Genomic DNA, 22,153 nt, shown 5'->3' with positions numbered 1-22,153 from the left:
AGAGGGGGATCACCGTGCAGACCGTCCTCGTTTGCGTCCGCACCGCCGCGGCGGCCGCGACCATCGCCTCGTGCGCCGAGCGCCTGGGGGTGGCCGCGGGCGTACGTACCGCGACCAGCGCCGCTGAGGCCATAGCGCAGCTCGCCGCGTTCCCGGCCGGGATCGTGCTGGCGGACACGGCGCTGACCCGACCGGACACGGTCGGATTCACGCGGAAGGTGATGGCCGCGGTGCCGCATACGGTCCTGCTGCTGTTCGGGCCGGAGGAGCCGGCGACGGCGCAGGCCGCCATCCGCGCCGGGGCCCGGGGGCTCATCGGCGGCACCGAGCCCGATCCGGTGAGCACCGCCGCCAAGGCCCTGCTGCTGGTCAGCCGGCCCGCCGCGCGCACCGCCGACGCCGCCCGCCCGGCGGTCGCCGGGGTGATGGCCGGGGCGACCAGGGCGCCCGCCGGTCCGGGGCGGCCCATGCCGCCAGCCGGTCCGGGGATGTCCGTGCCGTACGCGAACCGCCCGGCCGCGGCAATGCCGTCCGCGGTGGTGCCCGTCCAGCGTGGTGATCAGGCGGGGGAGGCCCCGCCGGTGCGCCCGGCCCGGTCGGTCACGCTGACCGAGCGGGAGCTGCAGGTGCTGCGGGGCATGGCCGACGGGCAGAGCAACGCCGAGATCGGCCGGGACCTGTTCGTCTCCGAGGACACCGTGAAGACGCACGCCAGACGCCTGTTCCGCAAGCTGGGCGCGCGCGACCGCGCCCACGCGGTGGCCGCCGGTTTCCGGGCGGGCCTGGTCTTCTGACCTGACGGACGAAGCTCCCGCCAGGCTGTTCCGGCAGCGTGGCGGGAGCTTCGGTCATCCGTGGGGAGCGGTTACTCCTCGACCATGTCGTCGACGGCGTCGGCGTAGCCGCGCGCGTACTCCCAGGTGACGTAGTGGTCGGGGTCGGGGTCGTAGGCGGGCTCGTGCACCCGCGGGCGGCCCGAGTCGAGCAGGTGGCGCAGGTTGCCGCGCAGCAGGTCCCAGTCGAAGTAGTGCGGTTCGCGGCAGTCCTCGCAGTCCACGACCAGGCCCCGGATGCCCTTGGGAGAGAGCAGCACCTGGTACACCTCGAGCTCGGCGAGGTCGGCGAGCAGGTCGGCGCGCTCCTGCGTGGAGAGCTCGCCGTACGTGTCGCCCTCGGGGTCCGAGAGGCCCGCCGTGGGGTCGGTCGGGTCCCCGTGGAAGGGGTCAATGGGCTCGTCGTGCTGCACCCCTTCACGTTAGTCCTCTCGGCGCGGCAGCGGGGGCATGAGTCCCCCGCGCGTCAGCGACAGATCGCGATGCCGTCGAGTGCCCCGGGCGGGCCACCCGAGTGACTCAGCGCATCCCGCGGTCGGGCGAGTTCGAGACTCATCAGCACGCTGGGTAACATTCATTCGAGCCCGATCACGCCAATATGCCCGCGCTCCGGACCCAGGGGGACAAAAATGGACGCCGCCCGCGAGATCCCACTCGGCCTCACCTTCGACGACGTGCTGCTGGTGCCAGGGGAGTCGGACCTGATCCCCAGCCAGGTGACCACGCAGACCCGGCTGACCCGCAACGTCACCCTGCAGATCCCGCTGGTGTCCAGCGCGATGGACACCGTCACCGAGGCCCGGATGGCGATCGCCATGGCGCGCCAGGGCGGCATCGGCGTGCTGCACCGCAACCTCTCCGTGGAGGACCAGGCGGCCCAGGTCGACCTGGTGAAGCGGTCCGAGTCCGGTATGATCACCAACCCGGTGACCTGCTCGCCCGACGACACGCTGCGCGACGTGGACGCGATGTGCGCCCGCTACCGCATCTCCGGGCTGCCGGTCACGAACGCGGACGGCACGCTGGTCGGCATCGTCACCAACCGCGACATGCGCTTCGTCAGCGACATGTCGACCCGGGTGCGCGACGTGATGACTCCCATGCCGCTGATCACCGCGCCGGTCGGGGCGTCCAAGGAGCAGGCGCTGGCGCTGCTGCGCAGTCACAAGGTGGAGAAGCTGCCGCTGGTCGACGAGTCGGGGCGGCTGCGCGGGCTGATCACCGTCAAGGACTTCGTGAAGACCGAGCAGTTCCCGCTGGCGACCAAGGACGCCGCGGGCCGGCTGCGGGTCGCCGCCGCGGTGGGCGTGGGCGAGGACGGCTACAAGCGGGCACGGGCGCTGGTCGACGCGGGCGTCGACGTGGTCATGGTGGACACCGCGCACGGGCACAACCGGGCGGTGGCGGAGCTGGTCGCGCGGTTGAAGAAGGAGACCGAGGTCGACGTCGTGGGCGGCAACGTCGCCACGTACGCCGCCGCGAAGGCGCTGGTCGAGGCGGGTGCCGACGGCGTGAAGGTCGGCGTCGGGCCGGGCGCCATCTGCACCACCCGCATCGTGGCCGGCGTCGGCGTCCCGCAGATCACCGCGATCATGGAGGCGGCCCGGGCCTGCGCGCCCGCCGGCGTGCCGGTGATCGGCGACGGCGGCATCCAGTACTCCGGCGACATCGCCAAGGCGATCGTGGCGGGCGCCGAGACCGTGATGCTCGGCCAGCTGCTGGCCGGCTGCGAGGAGTCGCCCGGCGACCTGGTCTTCATGAACGGCAAGCAGTTCAAGGCGTACCGCGGCATGGGCTCGCTGGGCGCGATGGCGGCCCGCGGCCCGGCCGCCCAGTCCTACTCCCGGGACCGCTACTTCCAGGCCGACGTCACCCAGGCGGACAAGCTGATCCCGGAGGGCGTCGAGGGCCAGGTGCCCTACCGCGGCACCCTGGCCACGGTGGCCCACCAGCTGGTCGGCGGCCTGCGCCAGGCGCAGTTCTACTGCGGCGCGGCCGACATCGCGCAGCTGCGCGAGCACGGCCAGCTCGTCCGGATCACCGCGGCCGGCCTGAAGGAGTCCCACCCGCACGACATCCAGATGACCGTGGAAGCGCCGAACTACCACTCGCGGTAGGTTCTGCCATGCTGAAGCGAACCTCGGAGAGGACCAACCGTGCGTGACATCGTCGAGATAGGCCAGGGGAAGACCGCGCAGCGCGGCTACCACCTGGATGACATCGCGATCGTGCCGAGCCGCCGTACCCGCGATGTGGACGACGTCTCGACGAACTGGCAGCTCGACGCGTACAAGTTCGGCATCCCGTGCGTGGCCCACCCGTCCGACGCCACGATGAGCCCGGCCTCGGCGGTCGCGCTCGGCCGGCTCGGCGGCCTCGGCGTGCTCAACGTCGAGGGCCTGTGGACCCGCTACGAGGACCCGCGCAAGCAGCTGGAGGCGCTGGCCGAGGCGGGCGACGAGGAGAACATGACCGCCCGGCTGCAGCAGCTCTACGCGGCCGAGCCGATCAAGCCGGAGCTGATCGCGGAGCGGGTGCGCGAGATGCGCGCCATGGCCGCAGACGGCGGCGGCAACGTCACCGTCGCGGTCCGGGTCTCGCCGCAGCACACCCTGGCGCTGGCGCCGGTCATCCTGGACTCCGGGGTGGACCTGCTGGTCATCCAGGGCACCCTCGTCTCCGCCGAGCACGTCTCCACGGTGGACGAGCCGCTGAACCTGAAGGAGTTCATCGCCGACCTGGACCTGCCGGTCATCGTCGGCGGCTGCACGAACTACCAGACGGCGCTGCACCTGATGCGCACCGGCGCGGCCGGCGTCATCGTCGGCATCGGCGCGGACCACCTGACCACCACGGACACCGTGCTGGGCATCCGGGTGCCGATGGCCACCGCGATCGCCGACGCGGCCGCGGCGCGGCGGGACTACCTGGACGAGACCGGCGGCCGGTACGTGCACCTCATCGCCGACGGCGACCTGCACACGTCGGGCGACATCGCCAAGGCGCTGGGCTGCGGCGCGGACGCGGTCATGCTCGGCGCGCCGCTGTCGCTGGCCGAGGGCATGCCCGGCAACGGCCTGTGGTGGCACCCGTCGGCCAGCCACCCGAAGCTGCCGCGCGGCTCGATCGGGCTGACCCCGGAGCCGCTGGGCTCGCTGGAGCAGGTGCTGTTCGGCCCGGCCACCGACCCCGACGGCCTGCTGAACCTGTTCGGCGGCCTCAAGCGGGCCATGGCCAAGTGCGGCTACCGCGACCTGAAGGAGTTCCAGAAGGTCGGCCTGATGCTCGACCGCTGAGCCCCGTTCGCGACCGAAGCTCCCGTCTTGCTGTGAGAACAGCATGGCGGGAGCTTTGATCATGTGAGGGGTGGTTAGGGTGGAGCCCATGGGCAGGCGTGCGTGGATCGTGATGGCGGCGGTGTCGGCCGCGCTGGCGGCGGGATGCGGCGGGCCGAGCAGGCCGCTGTTCACCGGTGCGGCGGGCTTCCCCGCCCCGGTGCCGCTGCCGGTGGACCTCGCGGGCGCGGGCGATCCGTACTTCCCGACGTACGGCAACGGCGGCTACGACGTCTCCGCGTACGACCTGAAGATCAAGTATGACCCGGCGAGCGACCAGCTCACCGGCGTCGCCACGGTCACCGCGACCGCGAAGGCGGACCTGGCCAAGTTCCACCTGGACCTGCACGGGCTGACCGTGGACAAGGTCACCGTCGACGGCGCCGCCGCGACGTCCACCCGCGACGGCGACGAGCTGATCATCACGCCCGGCGCGCCGCTGGCGAACGGCAAGGAGTTCGTGGCCGTGGTGGCGTACGGCGGCGTGCCGAAGGCGATCAAAGCACCCGACCTCGGCGTCACCGGCTTCCTGACCACGCACGACGGCGCGTTCACGCTGGGCGAGCCGGAGTCGGCGACGACCTGGTTCCCGGTCAACGACCACCCGAAGGACAAGGCGCTCTACACCATCGAGCTGACCGTGCCCACGCAGCTGGAGGCGATCAGCAACGGGCTGCTCGACGGCAGGACCGCCCAGGGCGCGTGGACCAGCTGGAAGTGGCGGGTCACCTCGCCGATGGCGCCCTACCTGGCCACCTTCGTGATCGGCGACTACCGGCTGGTCGAGGGCACGCACAAGGGCAAGCCGGTGCTCACCGCGGTCGCCGAGACGCTGCCCAAGGGCGAGATCGACAAGGCCATGGCGAGCACCACCGAGATCGTCGACTTCCTGGAGCAGTACTTCGGGCCGTACCCGTTCGACGCGTACGGCGGCATCGTGATCGACGACGAGCGGGTGCGCTACGCGCTGGAGACGCAGACCCGGCCGGTCTACTCCGACGCGTTCTGGAGCCGCGGCGCGAACACCATCGTGGTCGCGCACGAGCTGGCCCACCAGTGGTTCGGCGACAGCGTGTCGGTGCAGGCCTGGCAGCACATCTGGCTCAACGAGGGCTTCGCTACGTACGCGCAGTGGCTGTGGGGCGAGAAGCTCGGCGTGTCCACCGTGCAGGAGGAGTTCGACTCCCGCTACGACGACCCGGGCAGCCGGATCTGGGACATCGCGCCCGGCGCGCCCGGCGCGGACAACATCTTCTCCGGCAGCGTGTACGAGCGCGGCGGGATGACCCTGCACGCCCTGCGCAAGCAGGTCGGCGACGAGAAGTTCTTCGAGATCCTGAAGACGTGGGCCAGCGAGCAGCGCGACGGCAATGTGACCACCACCGAGTTCATCGCGCTGGCCGAGCGGGTGAGCGGGCAGCAGCTGGACACCCTGTTCCAGAAGTGGCTGTTCGAGGTCGGCCGCCCGGCCCAGTGAGGGGTGGGGTCGCGTCGTGGGTGGGCAAGATCGCCGTCTCGTGTCAGAAAGTGTGATCAGGCCGCACTTTCTGACACGAGACACTGATCTTCAGCGATGCGGCCGCCGGTGACGGGGCTTCCCTGGAGTTAACTGGCCGGTAATAATGCCGCCATGCGCTTCGACGTGGTGGTGATCGGCTCCGGGTTCGGCGGGAGTGTGGCGGCGCTGCGGCTGGCCGAGAAGGGCTACTCGGTGGCCGTGCTGGAGGCGGGCCGCCGCTTCGCCGACCACGACTTCCCGAAGACCAGCTGGCGGGTACGGCGCTTCCTGTGGGCCCCGGCCCTGGGCTGCTACGGGATCCAGCGGCTCACGCTGCTGCGCGCCGACCGGGGCGAGAAGTCGGGCGCGAGCGTGCTGGTGCTGTCCGGGGCGGGTGTGGGCGGCGGCTCGCTGGTATACGCCAACACGCTCTACCGCCCGCTCGACCCCTTCTACCGCGACCCGCAGTGGCGCGACATCGCCGACTGGAAGGCCGAGCTTGCGCCGCACTACGACACCGCCGAGCGCATGCTCGGGGTCACCGTCTACGACCGCACCACCCCCGCCGACGAGGTGATGCGCAAGGTCGCCGAGCGCATGGGGGTCGGCGACACCTACCACCCCACGCCCGTCGGCGTGTTCCTCGGCATGCCGGGCCAGGCCGTGCCGGACCCGTACTTCGGCGGGAAGGGCCCGGAGCGGGCAGGCTGCACCCACTGCGGCGAGTGCATGACCGGCTGCCGCCACAACGCCAAGAACACCCTGGTCAAGAACTACCTGTACCTGGCCGAGCAGGCGGGCGCGCAGATCTTCCCGATGTCCACGGTCACCGCGGTGAAGCCGGCCGAGGGGGGCGGCTACCGCGTCGAGCTGGCCCGGACCGGGGCGCGGATCGCGCGGCGGCGCCGAGCGCCGGGTCAGGGGGTGATCGAGGCCGGCCAGGTCGTGTTCGCGGCGGGCGCGCTGGGCACCCAGCTGCTGCTGCACCGGATGAAGGCGGACGGCCACCTGCCGCACCTGTCGGACCGGGTGGGCGCGCTCACCCGCACCAACTCGGAGTCGCTGGTCGGCGCGACCGTGCCGCAGGGCCGGGCCCGCAAGCAGGCGCTGGGGTACACCGAAGGCGTGGCGATCACCAGCTCGTTCCATCCCGACGCGCAGACCCACATCGAGCCGGTGCGCTACGGCAAGGGGTCCAACGCGATGGGGCTCCTGCAGTCCGCGCTCACCGACGGCGGGCCGGGCCGGGCGGGGCGCTGGGCGCGGGCGATGTTCCGGTGGCCCTTCGCCTACCTGCGGGCCGTGTCGGTCCGTGACTGGTCCAACCGCACGATCATCGCGCTGGTCATGCAGTCGGTGGACAACTCGCTCACGGTCCGGCTGCGCGGGCGGGGGCTGCGCTCGTCGCAGGGTCACGGCGCGGCGAACCCGACCTGGATCCCGGCCGGCAACCAGGCGGCGCGGCTGCTCGCCGAGGAGATCGGCGGGCTGCCCGGCGGCGCGCTCACCGAGGTGATGGACATCCCGCTCACCGCGCACATCCTCGGCGGGGCCGTTATCGGCGCCGACCCGGACAGCGGGGTCGTCGACGCGTACCAGCGCGTGTTCGGGCATCCGGGGCTGCACGTCGCCGACGGGGCCGCGGTCAGCGCGAACCTGGGCGTGAACCCGTCGCTGACCATCACCGCGCAGGCCGAGCGGGCGTTCGCGGCCTGGCCGGTCAAGGGGGAGCCGGACGCGCGCCCGCCGCTCGGGCAGCCGTATCGCCGGATCGCCTGAGATCGCCGTCCGGGAGTCGCTCCCGCCGGAAGCCACTGCCGCATAGGGTGATCGCCATGGGGAGGATTCGCGTCACGACGGTGGCGCTGCTCATGCTGGCGCTGGCCGGTTGCGGCAGCGCACCGCAGCCGCAACCGCAGTTCCAGGCGGCTTCGCCGGAGTCGGCGCCGGTGACGGCGGAGGCTTCGCCGTCGGCCCCACCCTCGCCCTCCCCGTCGGCGAAGCCGAAGCCGACGAAGAACACGCCGGTGCTGCAGCGCGGCGGGGGCACCTTCCACACCGCCGCGGGCGGCACGGACATCGTGGGCAGCGCGGGCTCCCTGCGCCGCTACCAGGTGCAGGTGGAGAAGGGCATCACGGCTTTCGACACCGACGGCTTCGCGGCCAAGGTGGACGAGATCCTGTCCGACGACCGCAGCTGGATCGCCTCGAAGAAGTGGCGCCTGCAGCGGGTCGGCCCGGGGGAGTCGCCCAACTTCTACGTCAAGCTGGCCACCCCGGACACCGTGGACCGGCTGTGCGGGCAGGTCGGGCTGATCACCAACGGCATCTTCTCCTGCCGCGCGGGCAGCAACGTGGTGATCAACCTGCGCCGCTGGACCAACGGCGCGGACGGTTTCACCGACATGGAGGTGTACCGCTCCATGGTCATCAACCATGAGGTCGGTCACTTCCTGGGCCACGGCCACGTCTTCTGCCCGGGCAAGGGCAGGCTCGCGCCGGTGATGCAGCAGCAGACCAAGGGCCTGCAGGGCTGCAAGGCCAACCCGTACCCGTACCCGGACGGGGTGCACTACGTGGGGTGACCTGCGTCGCACCCTAAGATTGAGGTCATGACGACGCCTCGCCCCGTCCTGGTGGTTGACTACGGTGCCCAGTACGCCCAGCTCATCGCGCGACGGGTGCGGGAGGCGAGGGTCTACTCCGAGATCGTGCCGCACTCGATGCCGGTCGAGGAGATGATGCGCAAGAACCCCGCCGCGATCATCCTGTCCGGCGGCCCGTCCAGCGTGTACGAGCCGGGCGCGCCGCAGGTCGACGCGTCCCTGTTCGACGCCGGCGTGCCGGTGTTCGGCATCTGCTACGGCTTCCAGGCGATGGCCGCGGCGCTGGGGGGCACGGTCAGCCATACCGGCCTGCGCGAGTTCGGCGGCACCGTGGTGGACGCGCAGCCCGACGCGGGCGTGCTCTTCGCGGGCCTGCCCGCGCGCCAGGACGTGTGGATGAGCCACGGCGACTGCGTGAGCGCCGCGCCGGAGGGCTTCACCGTGACCGCCGCCTCGGCGGGCGCGCCGGTCGCCGCGTTCGAGGACGTCAGCCGGGGCTTCGCCGGGGTGCAGTTCCACCCCGAGGTGGCGCACACGCCGTACGGCCAGCGCCTGCTGGAGCGCTTCCTGCACGAGGTGGCCGGCATCGAGCCGGTCTGGACCATGGGCAACATCATCGAGGACCAGGTGGCCGCGATCCGCGCCCAGGTCGGCGACGCCGAGGTGATCTGCGGCCTGTCCGGCGGCGTCGACTCGGCGGTGGCCGCGGCGCTGGTGCACAAGGCCGTCGGCGACCAGCTCACCTGCGTGTTCGTGGACCACGGCCTGCTGCGCGCGGGCGAGGCCGAGCAGGTCGAGCGGGACTACGTGGCGGCCACCGGCATCAAGCTGAAGGTCGTGGACGCGGCCGACCGCTTCCTGGACGCGCTGGCCGGGGTGACCGACCCGGAGGCCAAGCGCAAGATCATCGGCCGGGAGTTCATCCGGGTCTTCGAGGCGGCGGCCCGCGAGATCGCCACCGCGGGCGACGTGCGCTTCCTGGTGCAGGGCACGCTCTACCCGGACGTGGTCGAGTCCGGCGGGGGCACCGGCACCGCCAACATCAAGAGCCACCACAACGTGGGCGGCCTGCCCGACGACCTCAAGTTCGACCTGGTCGAGCCGCTGCGCACGCTGTTCAAGGACGAGGTGCGCGCGCTCGGGCAGAGCCTGGGCCTGCCCGAGGAGATGGTCTGGCGGCACCCGTTCCCGGGTCCGGGCCTGGCCATCCGCATCATCGGCGAGGTGAACAAGCACAACCTGGAGATCCTGCGCGCCGCGGACCTGATCGCCCGCCAGGAGCTGTCCGCGTCCGGCCTGGACCGCGACGTGTGGCAGTTCCCGGTGGTGCTGCTGGCCGACGTGCGCTCGGTCGGCGTGCAGGGCGACGGCCGCACCTACGGCCACCCGGTGGTGCTGCGCCCGGTCTCCAGCGAGGACGCGATGACCGCCGACTGGTCGCGGCTGCCGTACGACCTCATCGCCCGGATCTCGACCCGGATCACCAACGAGGTGCGCGAGGTCAACCGGGTGACCCTGGACGTGACGAGCAAGCCGCCGGGCACCATTGAATGGGAGTGAATCCCGATATTCTCTGATCGAGGCCTCACCCTTGTCGGGTGGGGCCTTTGATCACTTCTGGGGTAGGTCGAACGGCCGGTACAAATCGTCTTCAACTGGTGTAAACATGATCGTAAAATCGGACATCTTGTCGGGATCTTCCTGACGGGGGAGAATGGTTTCTCGTGACCACCGCGCTGGAGCCGTTGCGGCGGATCGCCGCATACGCCGTCATCACCAATGAAGCCGGCCAGGTTCTCCTGGTCCGCGCTTCGGCGCAGTCCGGTACGCCGGGCGTGTGGTCCCTGCCTGGCGGGGCAGTGGACCACGGCGAGCATCCCAATGACACCGTCGTCAGGGAGACCGCCGCAGAGACCGGGCTGAGCGTGGCCGTGACCGGGCTGCGTGACGTGCTGGCCGACATCCGGGCGCTGCCGCACCGCGGCGTCACGATCCACACCGACCGGGTCATCTACGCGGCCCGGGTACGCGGCGGCGCGCTGCGCGAGCGCGTCGGCCAGCCCACGGACCTGGTGGACTGGTTCCATCCCGAGGACGCGGCCCGGCTGCCGCTGCGGCCGTTCACCGCCGGCGCGCTCGGCATCACCGAGGCCGCGATCGACCTGCTGCCCGATGAGGTGCCGGACTTCCCGTCCTTCTTCGCGGCGCCGGGTCCGGACGGGTTGCACCGCGCGCAGCGCTTCGCGGCGTACGCGGTGGTCACCGACCGGTTGCAGCGCGTCCTGCTGACCCGGATCGCGGAGAACTACCCGGGCGCGGGCAAGTGGCACCTGCCCGGCGGCGGCACCGACTACGGCGAGCAGCCCGGCGTCGCGCTGATCCGCGAGCTGGTGGAGGAGACCGGCCAGCGCGGCCGGCTCGGCGAGCTGCTCGGCGTGGCCAGCCACCGCGACCCGGCGTCGCTGGGGCCCGAGGGCTACCCGATCGACTGGCACGGCGTGCGCGCCTTCTACCGGGTGCGCGTCGACCGGGCCACCAAGCCGAAGGTGTACGACCAGGGCGGCTCGACCGCCGAGGCCCGCTGGGTCACCCGGGACGAGCTGGTCGAGCTGGGCCCGGACGACTGCACCGAGGTCACCTACGAGGCGCTGCGCGCGGCCTCGCTGGAGTGATCATGTCGCGGGCAGCCGATAACCTGTCGTCGTGGAGAGACGGCGGAGGATCGGGGCCTACGGCATAGCGCACGACGAGCAGGGCCGGCTGTTGCTGGTCCGCTCGTCGGCAAGGTCGAACTTCCCGGGGGTGTGGTTCCTGCCAGGCGGCGGCCTGGAGCACGGCGAGGACCCGGCGCGCGCCGTGGTGCGCGAGTTCCGGGAGGAGACCGGGCTCGTCGCGGAGATCGCGGGCCTGCGCGAGGTCACCTCGGACCTGGTCGAGTTCCCGTGGCGGGACGTGCTGCTGCACCACGACCGGATCATCTACGACATGACGGTCACCGGCGGCGAGCTGACCGTGGAGACCGGCGGCACGTCCGACCTGCCCGAGTGGATCGAGCGGGAGCGGCTCGCCTCGCTCGACCTGATCCCGTTCGCCGCGCACACGCTGGGCCTGGACACCGCGGGCCGGGCGAGCAGCCGTCGCCCGCAGACGCCGGACACCGCGGGCGAGGTCGGGCCGGACGGCCGTGACCTGGGCGGGGCGCGCAAGGTCGCCCGCTTCGGGGCGTACGGCGTGGTCACCGACCCGGCCGGACGGGTGCTGCTCTCCCTGATCGCGGAGAACTACCCGGGCGCGGGCAAGTGGCACCTGCCCGGCGGCGGCACCGACTTCGGCGAGACCCCCGCGGTCGGCCTGTTGCGGGAGATCTTCGAGGAGTCCGCGCAGGTCGGTGAGGTCACCGAGCTGCTCCGGGTCAACTCGAACCACAACCCGGCCGCGATGGGCCCGGAGGGCGAGCCCTATGACTGGTACGTGGTGCGCGCCGTGTTCCGGGTGCGGGTGCCCGAGCCCACCGTGCCGTCGGTCACCGAGGCGGTCGGCGGCTCGACCGCGCAGGCGCGCTGGTTCACCCCCGCTGAGCTGGGCAGTATTCCACTAACCGACTCCGCTCATCGAGAATTACGACATATTTCCTGATTTCCTCCGTCGGGTAGACTTGCCACCTGACGGACCAAACAGCCCCCGGGACGCGTGTGCGTCCAGGCGGCCGATTTGCCCCCATCAGCAGGACGGCCCTGGAAGATCAGGTGCCGGGTATCGCCAACGCGCACCGGGGTGTGCGATGGTGTAGGCCGCAAAAGCCGGTCGGTCCGCTGAGGCGGCGGAAAGGAACCGAACCGGCATGGAGGGACGACACGTGCCGAGAGCCTTATGGCGTCGGCGTCGCTTGACGGACAGCCCGCGACCCGCGGGCCGGCAGTGGACCGGCCGCCTGCGCGCCGGTGGCTCCATCGCCCGGCAGATGCTGCTGGTGCCGGTGGGTCGCCTGCGTAGGGCCGACCACCCCGTCGCGACGAGCCCCACGCTGCCTGGCCTTGACCCGGTCGAACTGCGCGCCATCGAGCAGGCCGCCACGGCCGAGGTGGAGCAGCCGACCCCGACCACGATCCCCTTGCTGCCGGGCGAGCGCACGCTCGACCGCCGGATCAAGTTCGCGCTGGTGCAGGCCTGCACGCTGAGCAGCCTGCTGCTCGGCATGACCGCGATCTTCCTCGCGGTCACCGGCCAGAACCCGATGTACGGCGCGCTCTGCCTGCTCGCCTGCATCACCTTCGACGGCCTCGACGGCGCCCTGGCCCGCAAGTTCGGCGTGGCCAGCCCGTTCGGCGTGCAGATGGACTCACTGGGCGACATGACGTCGTTCGGCATCGCCGCGCCCGTGGTGGTGTTCTCGTTCCTGAAGGGCGACGTCGCGACGCCGGTGCTCATCGCCGCCTGCGCCATGGTCGCCTGCTGCGCGGCCATCCGGCTGGCCCGGTTCAACGTCTCGCCGAAGGACGGCCGCTTCTTCTGCGGCGTGCCGACCACCATGGCGGCGACCGTGCTCGCGGTGACCGTGCTGCTGGGCGGCTCGCTGCCCGCCGGGGCGCTGGTGTTCGGGGTGGTGCTGCTGGCCATCGCGATGGTCTCCAGCTTCCCGTACGCCAAGCTCGCCAAGGTGCTGAAGCTGCCGCCGACGCTGTTCCTGCTGCCGCTGGTCGGCCTGGTCTGGAACACGGAGGTCACCTTCGGCCTGCTGGTGCTGGTCTACCTGATCAGCGGCCCGGTCCTCTGGGCCCGCCAGCGCCGGGCGGCCACGCGCGTGGCCTGACAGCCGTACAAAAGGCGCCGCCCCGGTCCAGTGGACCGGGGCGGCGCCTTTTGCTGTGCCGGGACGGGGTTGATCGGCGTCTCGTGTCACAAAGTGCAGTCCAGCCGCACTTTGTGACACGAAACAGCGATCAACGCCGGCGAGGCGACTAACGCAGCCGGGCGATGACCGTCGAGCCGCCGACCACGCGGTCGCCCGGGGCGACCAGGGCCTCGGCCTTGTCGGCGGGCAGGTAGACGTCGGTGCGGGAGCCGAAGCGGATCAGGCCGTAGCGCTCGCCCTTGGCCAGCAGCGCGCCGATCGGCGCCCGCTGCACGATCCGGCGCGCGATCAGGCCCGTGCGCTGGGCGACGACGACCCGGCTGCGGTCCGGCGTCTCCAGCACGGTGTACGCCGCCACGTTGTGCTCGGCCTCGGGCTTCATCGCGTTGGCGTAGCCGCCGTCCTCGACGAAGTAGTCGACGACCTTGCCCGCCACCGGCGCCCGGTTGACGTGCACGTCGAACACGGACAGGAACACCGCGATGCGCAGGAACTCCTCGTCGGCGAAGCGCTCGTCGTAGATGTGCTCGACGCTCAGCACCCTGCCGTCGGCCGCGGCGACCACCGCGGTCGGGTCGGCCGGGATCTCGCGCTCCGGGTCGCGGAAGAACGCGGCCACGGGCGCCGCGAGCAGCGCGGGCAGCATCCACGCCTTCGACTTCGGCCGGGTGGCCTTGAGGAACGCGGCGGCGCCGAGCGCGATGCCGGCCGCGGCCACGCCGTTGGAGTCGATGTTCATGGTGCCGTAGAGCGGCACGCTCGACGGGCGGAAGGCGGGGCTGAGCTTGCCCGCCACGGCCGGGTCCACGTCGGTGAAGCGCAGGCGGTGCACGCGTACCGGCGGGGTGTTGCGCAGCACCAGGTCGGAGCCGACGCCCTGGCGGGCGGCGATGCGGTCCAGCTCGTCGGTCGCGCCGCCGGAGAGGCCCGGCAGGGCCACCGCGGCGATGATCAGCAGGCCGCCCTCCGCGACGTACTTGCTGAGCTGCTCGACGGTGTTGCGGGCCTCCTCGCCGGAGCCGACCACCGGCTCGGCGACGATGACCAGGTCGGCGGACTCGGCGGCGGCCAGGTCGTCGACGACCTTGACCCGCTCGGTGAGGAAGCTGCCGAGGGTGGCCAGGTGGCCCGCGACGGTCACGTCGGCCGCGACGACGGTGAGCCGGTCGCCGGGCAGCAGCGCGTCCAGCGCTTCGGCCAGCACCAGGGAGTCGGCGGTGGCGCCGACGAGCAGCGCGGTCTTGGGGCCCGCGTGGCGGGCGAGTTCGGTGGTGAGTGTGCGGGCGGCTCGGTCGCCGATGCGGATCTGGCCGAGCGGTCCCAGGGCCGGGGTGTCGGGGCGATCGGTCGGGTACTGGCTCATGCCTGCTCCTCGCTGTGCTTCATGGTCGGCTCGCTGCTCATGTGTCCTTCTTTCCCACTGACGGCATGAGCCTCACCGGGCCGTGTGGTTCGCTCGCTCGTCCACCGGTCAGCATAAGCGCCCCTCACCGCGGGCTCGCGCGGTGAGGGGCGCTGGGTGGCGCGGGCTTCAGCCCGCGTGCTCCACCGGGGGCTGCTCGGCGGTCTCCGCGTCCGCCGGAGCCGGCTCCGCCGGGATCGGGGCCGGCTGCCGCTTGGGCGACAGCGCGCCGAGCACGGCTAGCACGCCCAGGATGATCAGGCCGCCGGCGATGAACCAGCCCAGCGAGGGCAGCTCGACGTCGAAGGCGTGCCGGGCCAGGAACGCGCCCGACACCAGCAGGAACACCAGGCCGAAGAAGAGCGATACCGAGTCGGTGCGGTGGTTCTTCACCGGACCACCTCCGCGTGTCCGAGGTTGACGTCGAGCACCAGGCGCAGCGTGCCGCCGCCCTTGCCGTCGGGGCCGAGGCTGGTCTGGGTGTCCCGCTGGCCCGCGCCGCTGATGTCGCGGCCGAAGACGTCGGCGTCGGCCAGGTTCACCCTGGTCTCGACGATGACGTCGGTCTTCTCCGGCACGATGACGCGCAGCTGGCCGGCCGTGATCTGCGCGGTGACCTGCAGGTCCTGACCGGTGAGGTCGAGCGCGGTCAGGTCCAGCGTGGCCTCCCCGAAGCGGTGCTCGTAGCGGTCGTGCAGCTCCGCCACGGTGGTGGGCATCCAGACCACGGTGCCCGCCTGGCTGCGCTCCCGGCTCCAGTCGCCGCCCGCGGCGACCATCGGCAGGACCAGTGCCAGCACCACGCCGATCCAGATCCAGCCGCGGGCCCGGCCGAACCAGGCGCCGAGGACCAGGCCGAGACCGGTGACGCCGAGCGCGGCGGCGACGTACGTGCTGCCCGGCACGGACACCCCGGCCATGTCGGCCATGGCCAGCGCGCCGACCACGAGCATGATCAGCCCGAAGATCAGGCGGCCGAGCCGCGACGGCTCCGGCTTCACCTTCGGCGCCTTGACCGGCGGCGGCGGGGGCGGCGGCGGGGCCGCCTGGGCGTACGGGCCGTGCGGGGCGAACGGGGCCCGGTAACCGGCGGGGTCCACCGGTGGCACGGGCTCGGTCACCACGCCCGGGGCGGGCGCGGCGGCCGGCACGGTCACCGGTGCCGAGTACACCGGCGGCAGGTAGGTGGCGCCCGGCGCGCTGCGCGGCGCCCGGCCGGCCCCGCCGGGGCTGTTACGGCTGACCACCAGCGCGGCGATGACCAGGCCGATCGCGGCGATGACGGCGACCTCGAAGCTGTTGGTCACCGCCCCGATGAGGATCACCGTGAGCACGCTCAGCACCAGGGCCAGCGTCGAGGAGGTGCTGGAGTAGCCGCGCCCGAACAGCGCCTCGACCGGCGAGGCGGTGTCGTCCTCGGCCGGGGTGAGCAGCCAGGCGGCGAGGTAGATCACGACGCCGATGCCGAAGATCGACAGCACGCCGATCAGCACGCGCCACAGCACCGGGTCGGTCCTGGTCGCGCGGGCCAGCGCACCGCACACCCCGGCCAGGTAGCGGCCGTGCCGCGGCCGGATCAGGCCGTACGGCGCGGCCCAGGACACGTATGGGGAAGGCCCGCCCTGCGGAGGGGGCTGTTCCTGCGCCCCGGGCGGCGCCTCGGCGGTGGGCGCCGCGCCGCCGGGCGTGGGGGTCTCGTCGCTCATGCCTTCGATGGTGGCCCGCGAGCGGCCCGACCTGCCTCAGGACCCGACCCTGACCCGACCCTGAGATGCGGTGCCGCCCTGTATCCGGGGTCTCACCCGTGGGCGGCAGGGCCGCACCCGTGAAACCATCGATCCCGTGCAGCCCTCCGCGCCCGGACACCCCCGTCTGACCCGTTCCCGGACCGACCGCCTGGTCGCCGGGGTGGCCGGGGGCATCGCGGCGAACACCCGCCTGTCGCCCACGCTGATCCGGATCATCTTCGTCCTGCTGCTGCCCATCAACGGCCTGGGCGCGCTGCTCTACGCCGCGTTCTGGGCGGTGCTGCCGGCCGCGCCGGGCGAGCCGTCGCGCCGCTCGCTGCTGCGGCTGGCCCCGTTCCTGGCCGCCGGGCTGGTCCTGATGGTCATCAGCACGCTGCTCAACAACGGCGGCATCGGCATGACCGTGGGCTGGCTGGTGGCGCTGGTCGCGGTCGGCGCGGGCATCATCTGGCACCAGAGCGACCCGGACCGGCGCCAGCGCTGGTCGGACCAGTCGCCGTCGGCGCCGTGGCTGGCCGCGCTGTCCGACGGCGACCGGCGGATCTACCTGCTGCGCTTCCTGGCCGGCGGGGTGCTGGTGGCGGTGGGCATCCTCGGGCTGGTGTTCCTCTACTCCCCGGTGGTGGAGGGCGTCTCCTGGGCCGACATGTGGCGTGCGGTCGCGTTCGCGCTGGTGGCGCTCGCCGGGGTGGGGCTGGTCGCCGCGCCGGTGCTGTGGCGCACGCTGGTCGCGCTGCGCACCGAGCGGGAGGGCCGGATCCGGGAGCAGGAGCGGGCCGAGCTGGCCGCGATGGTGCACGACCAGGTGCTGCACACGCTGGCGCTGATCCAGCGCAACGCGGGCGACCCGGCCGCGGTCCAGCGCATCGCCCGCGGCCAGGAGCGCAGCCTGCGCAACTGGCTCTACCAGCCGACCGGCTCGCCGACCGAGCACTTCGCGGCGGCCCTGCAGCAGGCCGCCGCCGAGGTCGAGGACACGTACGGCATCGCCGTGGAGGCGGTGGTGGTCGGCGACCGCACCGTGGACGACAAGGTGGCCGCGATCGTGGCCGCGGCCCGCGAGGCGCTGGTCAACGCGGCCCGCCACGCCCAGGTCAAGAGCGTGTCGTTGTACGCCGAGGCCGAGCCGACGATGCTGAGCGTGTTCGTCCGCGACCGAGGCAAGGGCTTCGACCCGGCGTCGGTGGAGGAGCGGCGGCACGGCGTCCGTGGTTCGATCATCGGGCGCATGGCGCGGCACGGCGGGCAGGCGGAGATACGCAGCGAGATCGGCGAGGGCACCGAGGTCAGGCTGACCATGGCGGTGACCTCGCCGAGGGAGCCGAAGGAGGAGAAGGCATGAGCGAGAGCGCCGGTGGCGGCGGCCCGCGGCTGCGGGTGTTCCTGGTCGACGACCACGGGATGTTCCGGGCGGGGGTGCGCGCGGAGCTGGGCGCGCACGTCGACGTGGTGGGCGAGGCGGCCACCGTGGCGCAGGCCATCTCCATGATCGGCTCGGTCGTGCCGGACGTGGTGCTGCTGGACGTGCACATGCCCGACGGCGGCGGCCGGGCCGTGCTGGACGCGGTGCGCCGGGCGCAGCCGCAGGTGAAGTTCCTGGCGCTGTCGGTGTCCGACGCCGCCGAGGACGTGATCGGGTTGATCCGGGCCGGTGCGCGCGGTTACGTGACCAAGACCATCTCGCCGGAGGACCTGGTGGACGCGATCCGCCGGGTGGCCGACGGGGACGCGGTGTTCTCCCCACGGCTGGCCGGGTTCGTGCTGGACGCGTTCGCGGCCCGGCCGGACGCGCCGGTCGCCGATCCGGAGCTGGACCAGCTGACCAACCGGGAGCGGGAGGTGCTGCGGCTGCTGGCGCGGGGGTACGCGTACAAGGAGATCGCCAAGGAGCTGTTCATCTCCATCAAGACGGTGGAGACCCACGTCTCGAACGTGCTCCGCAAGCTCCAGATGTCCAACCGCTACGAGCTGTCGCGGTGGGCGGCGGATCGACGCCTGGTGTGACTCTCGGTATCGCCCATAGATTGGGATGCCAGTTACCGTCGTGTTTCGCTCCTAGATCAACTTCGGGCTGAGTGGCCCCTAAAGCCGCTGGTCAAGAGATCGCGCGGAGATGTGAAAGATTTCTTTGTGGGATATCGGCGTCGTCCCGGCTCGGTAACGGGTTGGTATCAGGCCCTTCCGGCGCGTGGTCGCGGGGTGCGAAAGTGTGGCCACCTCACACCCCCTCGTGAGCGCCTGAGGAGGCACACGCATGCGTGGGATTACCCCATGGAAGGTGGCAGTCGGTCTGACGGCTGTCGCCCTGGCGGCCGCTGGCTGTTCCAGCGCCGACCCGGTTGAGCCCGAGAAGAAGGACGGCTCCTTCATCATCAGCTGGGGCGAGCCGCAGAACCCGCTGATCCCGGCGGGCACCTCGGAGACCCAGGGCGGTGTCGTCATCGACGCGCTGTTCACCGGTCTGACCCAGTACGCCCCCAAGGACGCCAAGACCGAGATGGCGAACGCGGAGTCGATCACCTCGGCCGACAACGGCAAGACCTGGACGGTCAAGCTCAAGTCGGGCTGGAAGTGGCACGACGGCACGCCGGTCGTGGCGAAGAACTACGTCGACGCGTGGAACTACGCGGCGTACTCGCCCAACGGTCTGATCAACGGCAGCTTCTTCGCCGACATCGCGGGCTTCGACCAGGTGCACACCGAGGACCCGGACGGCGAGGAGGGCCCGAAGACGGCTCCGAAGCCGGCCACCGACAAGCTCTCCGGCCTGAAGGTCGTCGACGACACCACCTTCGAGGTGACCCTCGCCGGCCCGTCCAACCTGTGGCCGATCAAGGTCGGCTACGCGGCGTTCATGCCGCTGCCGGACGCGTTCTTCGCCGACCCGGCGAAGTTCGGCCAGGCCCCGATCGGCAACGGCCCGTTCAAGCTGTCCAAGTGGACCAAGAACACCGAGCTGGTCGTGACCCGCTACGACGACTACCAGGGCGCTGACAAGGCGAAGGTCAAGGACGTCATCTTCCGCGTCTACACCGACGACGCCGCTGCGTACGAGGACGTCAAGAACGGCACCATCGACTTCCAGCAGCAGGTCCCGTCGGCCAAGCTGGTGGGCAACCAGTACAAGTCGGACTTCGGCGACCGTGCCAGCAACAAGCCGATCTCGGTCTCCGCGTTCATCGCGATGCCGACCTGGCTGCCGGGCTACAACGACCCGAACATCCGCAAGGCCATCTCGATGGCGATCGACCGCCAGCTGGTGATCGACAAGATCTTCAACGGCACCCGCATCCCGATGAACGGCTGGGTCAACCCGAACATGTCCGGCTACAAGGCCGACGTGTGTGGCGCGGCCTGCAAGTTCGACGCCGCCGCCGCGAAGGCCCTCTGGGACGCCGCGCCGGTGAAGCCGAAGGAGCTGTCGCTGGCCTACAACGGTGACGCCTCGCACAAGGACTGGGTGGACGCGGTCTGCGGCAGCATCTCGCAGGCGCTGGGCACCGAGTGCAAGGGCAAGCCGTTCCCGACCTTCGGTGAGTTCCGCACCCTGGTCGTGGGCGAGAAGATGACCGGTATGTCGCGTGCCGGCTGGCAGGCCGACTACCCGAGCATCGAGAACTGGCTGAACCCGCTGCTGCGCACCGACGCGTCGTCCAACGACGGCAAGTTCTCGGACAAGGCCTTCGACGACAAGCTGAAGGAGGCCGACGGCACCGCCGACCTCGCGGCTGCGGAGAAGCTCTACCAGGAGGCCGAGGCCATGCTGCCGAACCTCATGCCGACCATCCCGCTGTGGCACTCGTCGCAGCAGACGGTCTGGTCCGAGAAGCTGGACAACGTGGTGATCAACACCTTCGGCGAGCTCGACCTGGTTTCCGTCACGGTCAAGTGAGCTAGAAGACCCTGAATAACGGGAGGCGTGCCGCGGCCCTAGCGGGCCGCGGCACGTCGCTCATGTTCAGCGAGGCTCAGTGAGGAGTAAGACATGGGGCGGTATGCCCTCCGCCGGTTGCTGCAGGCGATCCCTGTCTTCATCGGCACGACGTTTCTCATCTGGTTCCTGGTGTGGGGACTCCCAGGTGACCCCTTCGCCGGTCGTTGTGGCGAGAAGAAGTGCCCCGAGGCCTACGTCACGTACATGACCGAGAAGTTCAACCTGGACGAGCCGCTGCCCGTCCAGTACCTGATGTACCTGAAGAACCTGATCACGGGTAACTTCGGCCAGACCTTCAACGGCACCGAGATCGGTGAGCTGCTGGCCCAGGCGTTCCCCATCTCCATGAAGCTGGCGCTCGTCGCGGTCGTCGCGGAGGCGCTGATCGGCATCACCGCCGGTGTGCTCACCGGCCTGCGCCGGGGCAGCTTCATCGACAACCTGGTGCTGGTCTCGACCCTGGTCCTCATCGCCGTCCCGATCTTCGTGATCGGCCTGGTGGCCCGGTACGCGCTCGGCCTGTCGTCGGTCTCGCCCGACGCGCCGTTCGTGGAGCTGATCATCCCAGGCATCATCCTGGCGAGTGGCTCGATGGCGTACATCACCCGGTTGACCCGGGTGAACCTGGTGGAGAACCGCCGCGCCGACTACGTGCGCACCGCGGTGGCCAAGGGCCTCACCCCCAGCCGCGTCACCGGCGTGCACCTGCTGCGCAACTCGATGATCCCGGTGGTCACCTGGCTGGGCCTGGACCTCGGCGCGCTGATGGGCGGTGCCATCGTCACCGAGGGCATCTTCAACATCCGCGGCATCGGCGGCCTGCTCTTCGGTGCCATCAACCGGCGTGAGTCCGGCGTGGTCGTCTCCATCGTGGCGATCCTCGTGCTGGTCTACCTCGTCGTCAACCTGCTCGTCGACCTGCTGTACGGCGTCCTGGACCCGAGGATCCGCTATGAGTAGCCCCGAGGTGGCGACCGCCACCAGCCCCACCGAGCCCACCGCCGTGCCGGCGACCCCGGCCGCCGCCGAGGTTGCTCCCCGCAAGGAGAAGAACCGCGGTCTGTGGAGTGACGCGTGGTACGAGCTGCGGCGCAAGCCGCTGTTCGTGATCTCCGCGATCCTGATCACGATTTTCGTGCTGATGGCGGCATTCCCGCAGCTGTTCAGCTCCGTCGACCCCACGGTCCAGGACCTGCACAAGAGCCTCGAGAAGCCGGACTTCGGCGCCTGGTTCAAGTTCGGCGAGCAGGGCCAGTTCGGGTACAACGTGCTGGGCCAGGACATCTACGCGCGGGTCATCTACGGCGCCCGTGCCTCGATCGTCGTCGGCGTCTTCGCGGTGCTCGGCAACATGCTGCTGGGCGGCTTCTTCGGCATCGTCAGCGGCTACCTGGGCGGCTGGACGGACACCCTGCTGGCCCGCTTCGGCGACATCTTCCTCGGCCTGCCGTTCGTGCTCGGCGCGCTGGTGATCCTGTCGACGTTCGCGTCCGTGCAGAGCGACCCGAGCGCCTTCCGGATCACCTCGCTGGTGATCCTGACGTTCATCGTGCTGGGCTGGCCGTCCTTCGCCCGCATCATGCGAGCGTCGGTGCTGTCCACCAAACAGCTCGACTACGTGCACGCCGCACAGGCGCTGGGCGCGCGGCCGGGCCGGATCGTCTTCCGGCACGTCCTGCCCAACGCCATGGCGCCGATGGTCGTCGTCGGCACGATCACGCTCGGTGCGTACATCGGCGCGGAGGCGACCCTGTCGTTCCTCGGTGTCGGCCTGCGCCCGCCGGTGGTCTCCTGGGGCATCATGATCGGCGAGAGCCGCAACTTCATGGAGCCCGCCCCGTACATCATGGCGTTCCCCGCGGCGTTCCTCGTGGTCGCGGTGCTGAGCTTCGTCATGCTCGGTGACGCCGTACGCGACGCCCTCGACCCGAAGCTGCGCTAGGAG

General features: G+C 71.2%; 19 protein-coding genes. 15 read left to right on the top strand and 4 right to left on the bottom strand.

The features are described 5' to 3' along the window. Positions 1 to 14 precede the first annotated feature (14 nt). On the top strand, positions 15 to 794 hold the full coding sequence (locus Cba03nite_RS03175; RefSeq protein ID WP_203741560.1) for a helix-turn-helix transcriptional regulator: 780 nt from the start codon (positions 15 to 17) through the stop codon (positions 792 to 794). 71 nt (positions 795 to 865) lie between these two features. Here Cba03nite_RS03175 and Cba03nite_RS03170 read toward each other — a convergent pair whose 3' ends face one another. After that, the gene (locus Cba03nite_RS03170; protein WP_203741558.1) at positions 866 to 1,246 is read right to left on the bottom strand and encodes a DUF5319 domain-containing protein; all 381 of its coding nucleotides are present in this window, start codon (positions 1,244 to 1,246) and stop codon (positions 866 to 868) included. A gap of 216 nt (positions 1,247 to 1,462) precedes the next feature. Between Cba03nite_RS03170 and guaB the strand changes: the two genes are divergently transcribed. The 9 genes from guaB to Cba03nite_RS03125 all read left to right on the top strand — a co-directional run bounded on the left by guaB (position 1,463) and on the right by Cba03nite_RS03125 (position 13,082). Further along, the gene (gene guaB, locus Cba03nite_RS03165) at positions 1,463 to 2,950 is read left to right on the top strand and encodes an IMP dehydrogenase (RefSeq protein WP_203741556.1); all 1,488 of its coding nucleotides are present in this window, start codon (positions 1,463 to 1,465) and stop codon (positions 2,948 to 2,950) included. Between the two features lie 39 nt (positions 2,951 to 2,989). After that, the gene (locus Cba03nite_RS03160) at positions 2,990 to 4,129 is read left to right on the top strand and encodes a GuaB3 family IMP dehydrogenase-related protein (protein ID WP_203741554.1); all 1,140 of its coding nucleotides are present in this window, start codon (positions 2,990 to 2,992) and stop codon (positions 4,127 to 4,129) included. A gap of 88 nt (positions 4,130 to 4,217) precedes the next feature. After that, complete coding sequence (locus Cba03nite_RS03155; RefSeq protein ID WP_203741553.1) at positions 4,218 to 5,645, top strand: M1 family metallopeptidase; 1,428 nt, start codon at positions 4,218 to 4,220, stop codon at positions 5,643 to 5,645. Between the two features lie 153 nt (positions 5,646 to 5,798). Next, a complete protein-coding gene (locus Cba03nite_RS03150; protein ID WP_203741552.1) occupies positions 5,799 to 7,445 on the top strand; it encodes an FAD-dependent oxidoreductase in 1,647 nt (548 codons plus the stop codon). 56 nt (positions 7,446 to 7,501) lie between these two features. Then, entirely contained in the window at positions 7,502 to 8,251 is a 750-nt protein-coding gene (locus Cba03nite_RS03145) for a DUF3152 domain-containing protein (protein ID WP_203741551.1), read from the top strand. A 27-nt stretch (positions 8,252 to 8,278) separates the two neighbouring features. Further along, positions 8,279 to 9,832, top strand: coding sequence for a glutamine-hydrolyzing GMP synthase (guaA, locus tag Cba03nite_RS03140; protein ID WP_203741550.1), 1,554 nt, complete (start codon positions 8,279 to 8,281; stop codon positions 9,830 to 9,832). Positions 9,833 to 9,996: 164 nt separating this feature from the next. Continuing rightward, positions 9,997 to 10,944 (top strand): NUDIX hydrolase, encoded by a 948-nt coding sequence (locus tag Cba03nite_RS03135; RefSeq protein WP_203741549.1) that lies wholly within the window; start codon positions 9,997 to 9,999, stop codon positions 10,942 to 10,944. A gap of 31 nt (positions 10,945 to 10,975) precedes the next feature. After that, the gene (locus Cba03nite_RS03130) at positions 10,976 to 11,908 is read left to right on the top strand and encodes an NUDIX domain-containing protein (protein ID WP_203741548.1); all 933 of its coding nucleotides are present in this window, start codon (positions 10,976 to 10,978) and stop codon (positions 11,906 to 11,908) included. 295 nt (positions 11,909 to 12,203) lie between these two features. Further along, the gene (locus tag Cba03nite_RS03125) at positions 12,204 to 13,082 is read left to right on the top strand and encodes a CDP-alcohol phosphatidyltransferase family protein (protein ID WP_203742080.1); all 879 of its coding nucleotides are present in this window, start codon (positions 12,204 to 12,206) and stop codon (positions 13,080 to 13,082) included. Between the two features lie 148 nt (positions 13,083 to 13,230). Here the strand turns inward: Cba03nite_RS03125 and Cba03nite_RS03120 are convergent, their stop codons facing one another. The 3 genes from Cba03nite_RS03120 to Cba03nite_RS03110 all read right to left on the bottom strand — a co-directional run bounded on the left by Cba03nite_RS03120 (position 13,231) and on the right by Cba03nite_RS03110 (position 16,232). Then, the gene (locus Cba03nite_RS03120) at positions 13,231 to 14,487 is read right to left on the bottom strand and encodes a phosphatidylserine decarboxylase (RefSeq protein WP_203741547.1); all 1,257 of its coding nucleotides are present in this window, start codon (positions 14,485 to 14,487) and stop codon (positions 13,231 to 13,233) included. A gap of 168 nt (positions 14,488 to 14,655) precedes the next feature. Beyond that, positions 14,656 to 14,919, bottom strand: a complete 264-nt coding sequence (locus tag Cba03nite_RS03115; protein ID WP_203741545.1) for a hypothetical protein — start codon at positions 14,917 to 14,919, stop codon at positions 14,656 to 14,658. Continuing rightward, a complete protein-coding gene (locus Cba03nite_RS03110) occupies positions 14,916 to 16,232 on the bottom strand; it encodes a PspC domain-containing protein (protein WP_203741544.1) in 1,317 nt (438 codons plus the stop codon). The genes Cba03nite_RS03115 and Cba03nite_RS03110 overlap by 4 nt, the downstream gene beginning before the upstream one ends. Positions 16,233 to 16,368: 136 nt before the next feature. Here Cba03nite_RS03110 and Cba03nite_RS03105 point away from each other — a divergent pair, with 136 nt between their 5' ends. From Cba03nite_RS03105 to Cba03nite_RS03085, 5 genes are all read left to right on the top strand, one after another. Further along, the gene (locus tag Cba03nite_RS03105; protein WP_239125427.1) at positions 16,369 to 17,616 is read left to right on the top strand and encodes an ATP-binding protein; all 1,248 of its coding nucleotides are present in this window, start codon (positions 16,369 to 16,371) and stop codon (positions 17,614 to 17,616) included. Then, the gene (locus Cba03nite_RS03100; RefSeq protein WP_203741543.1) at positions 17,613 to 18,278 is read left to right on the top strand and encodes a response regulator; all 666 of its coding nucleotides are present in this window, start codon (positions 17,613 to 17,615) and stop codon (positions 18,276 to 18,278) included. The genes Cba03nite_RS03105 and Cba03nite_RS03100 overlap by 4 nt, the downstream gene beginning before the upstream one ends. A gap of 274 nt (positions 18,279 to 18,552) precedes the next feature. Beyond that, positions 18,553 to 20,166, top strand: coding sequence for a peptide ABC transporter substrate-binding protein (locus Cba03nite_RS03095; protein WP_203741541.1), 1,614 nt, complete (start codon positions 18,553 to 18,555; stop codon positions 20,164 to 20,166). A gap of 93 nt (positions 20,167 to 20,259) precedes the next feature. Next, on the top strand, positions 20,260 to 21,168 hold the full coding sequence (locus Cba03nite_RS03090) for an ABC transporter permease (RefSeq protein WP_203741539.1): 909 nt from the start codon (positions 20,260 to 20,262) through the stop codon (positions 21,166 to 21,168). After that, positions 21,161 to 22,150 carry an ABC transporter permease gene (locus Cba03nite_RS03085; RefSeq protein WP_203741536.1) on the top strand — a complete coding sequence of 330 codons (990 nt, stop codon included), beginning with the start codon at positions 21,161 to 21,163 and terminating at the stop codon, positions 22,148 to 22,150. Before Cba03nite_RS03090 ends, Cba03nite_RS03085 begins: the two co-directional genes overlap by 8 nt. Positions 22,151 to 22,153 lie beyond the last annotated feature (3 nt).

The sequence above is a fragment of the Catellatospora bangladeshensis genome (assembly GCF_016862575.1).
Lineage (GTDB): Bacteria > Actinomycetota > Actinomycetes > Mycobacteriales > Micromonosporaceae > Catellatospora > Catellatospora bangladeshensis.
This window is presented reverse-complemented; position numbering and strand designations above follow the sequence as displayed.

Bases quoted from the DNA above. Each gene is read 5' to 3' on its own strand.
- Cba03nite_RS03145 (WP_203741551.1), top strand. From the start codon at position 7,502: ATGGGGAGGATTCGCGTCACGACGGTGGCGCTGCTCATGCTGGCGCTG.
- Cba03nite_RS03155 (WP_203741553.1), top strand. From the start codon at position 4,218: ATGGGCAGGCGTGCGTGGATCGTGATGGCGGCGGTGTCGGCCGCGCTG.
- guaB (WP_203741556.1), top strand. From the start codon at position 1,463: ATGGACGCCGCCCGCGAGATCCCACTCGGCCTCACCTTCGACGACGTG.
- Cba03nite_RS03085 (WP_203741536.1), top strand. From the start codon at position 21,161: ATGAGTAGCCCCGAGGTGGCGACCGCCACCAGCCCCACCGAGCCCACC.
- Cba03nite_RS03110 (WP_203741544.1), bottom strand. From the start codon at position 16,232: ATGAGCGACGAGACCCCCACGCCCGGCGGCGCGGCGCCCACCGCCGAG.
- Cba03nite_RS03120 (WP_203741547.1), bottom strand. From the start codon at position 14,487: ATGAGCCAGTACCCGACCGATCGCCCCGACACCCCGGCCCTGGGACCG.
- Cba03nite_RS03150 (WP_203741552.1), top strand. From the start codon at position 5,799: ATGCGCTTCGACGTGGTGGTGATCGGCTCCGGGTTCGGCGGGAGTGTG.
- guaA (WP_203741550.1), top strand. From the start codon at position 8,279: ATGACGACGCCTCGCCCCGTCCTGGTGGTTGACTACGGTGCCCAGTAC.
- Cba03nite_RS03100 (WP_203741543.1), top strand. From the start codon at position 17,613: ATGAGCGAGAGCGCCGGTGGCGGCGGCCCGCGGCTGCGGGTGTTCCTG.
- Cba03nite_RS03090 (WP_203741539.1), top strand. From the start codon at position 20,260: ATGGGGCGGTATGCCCTCCGCCGGTTGCTGCAGGCGATCCCTGTCTTC.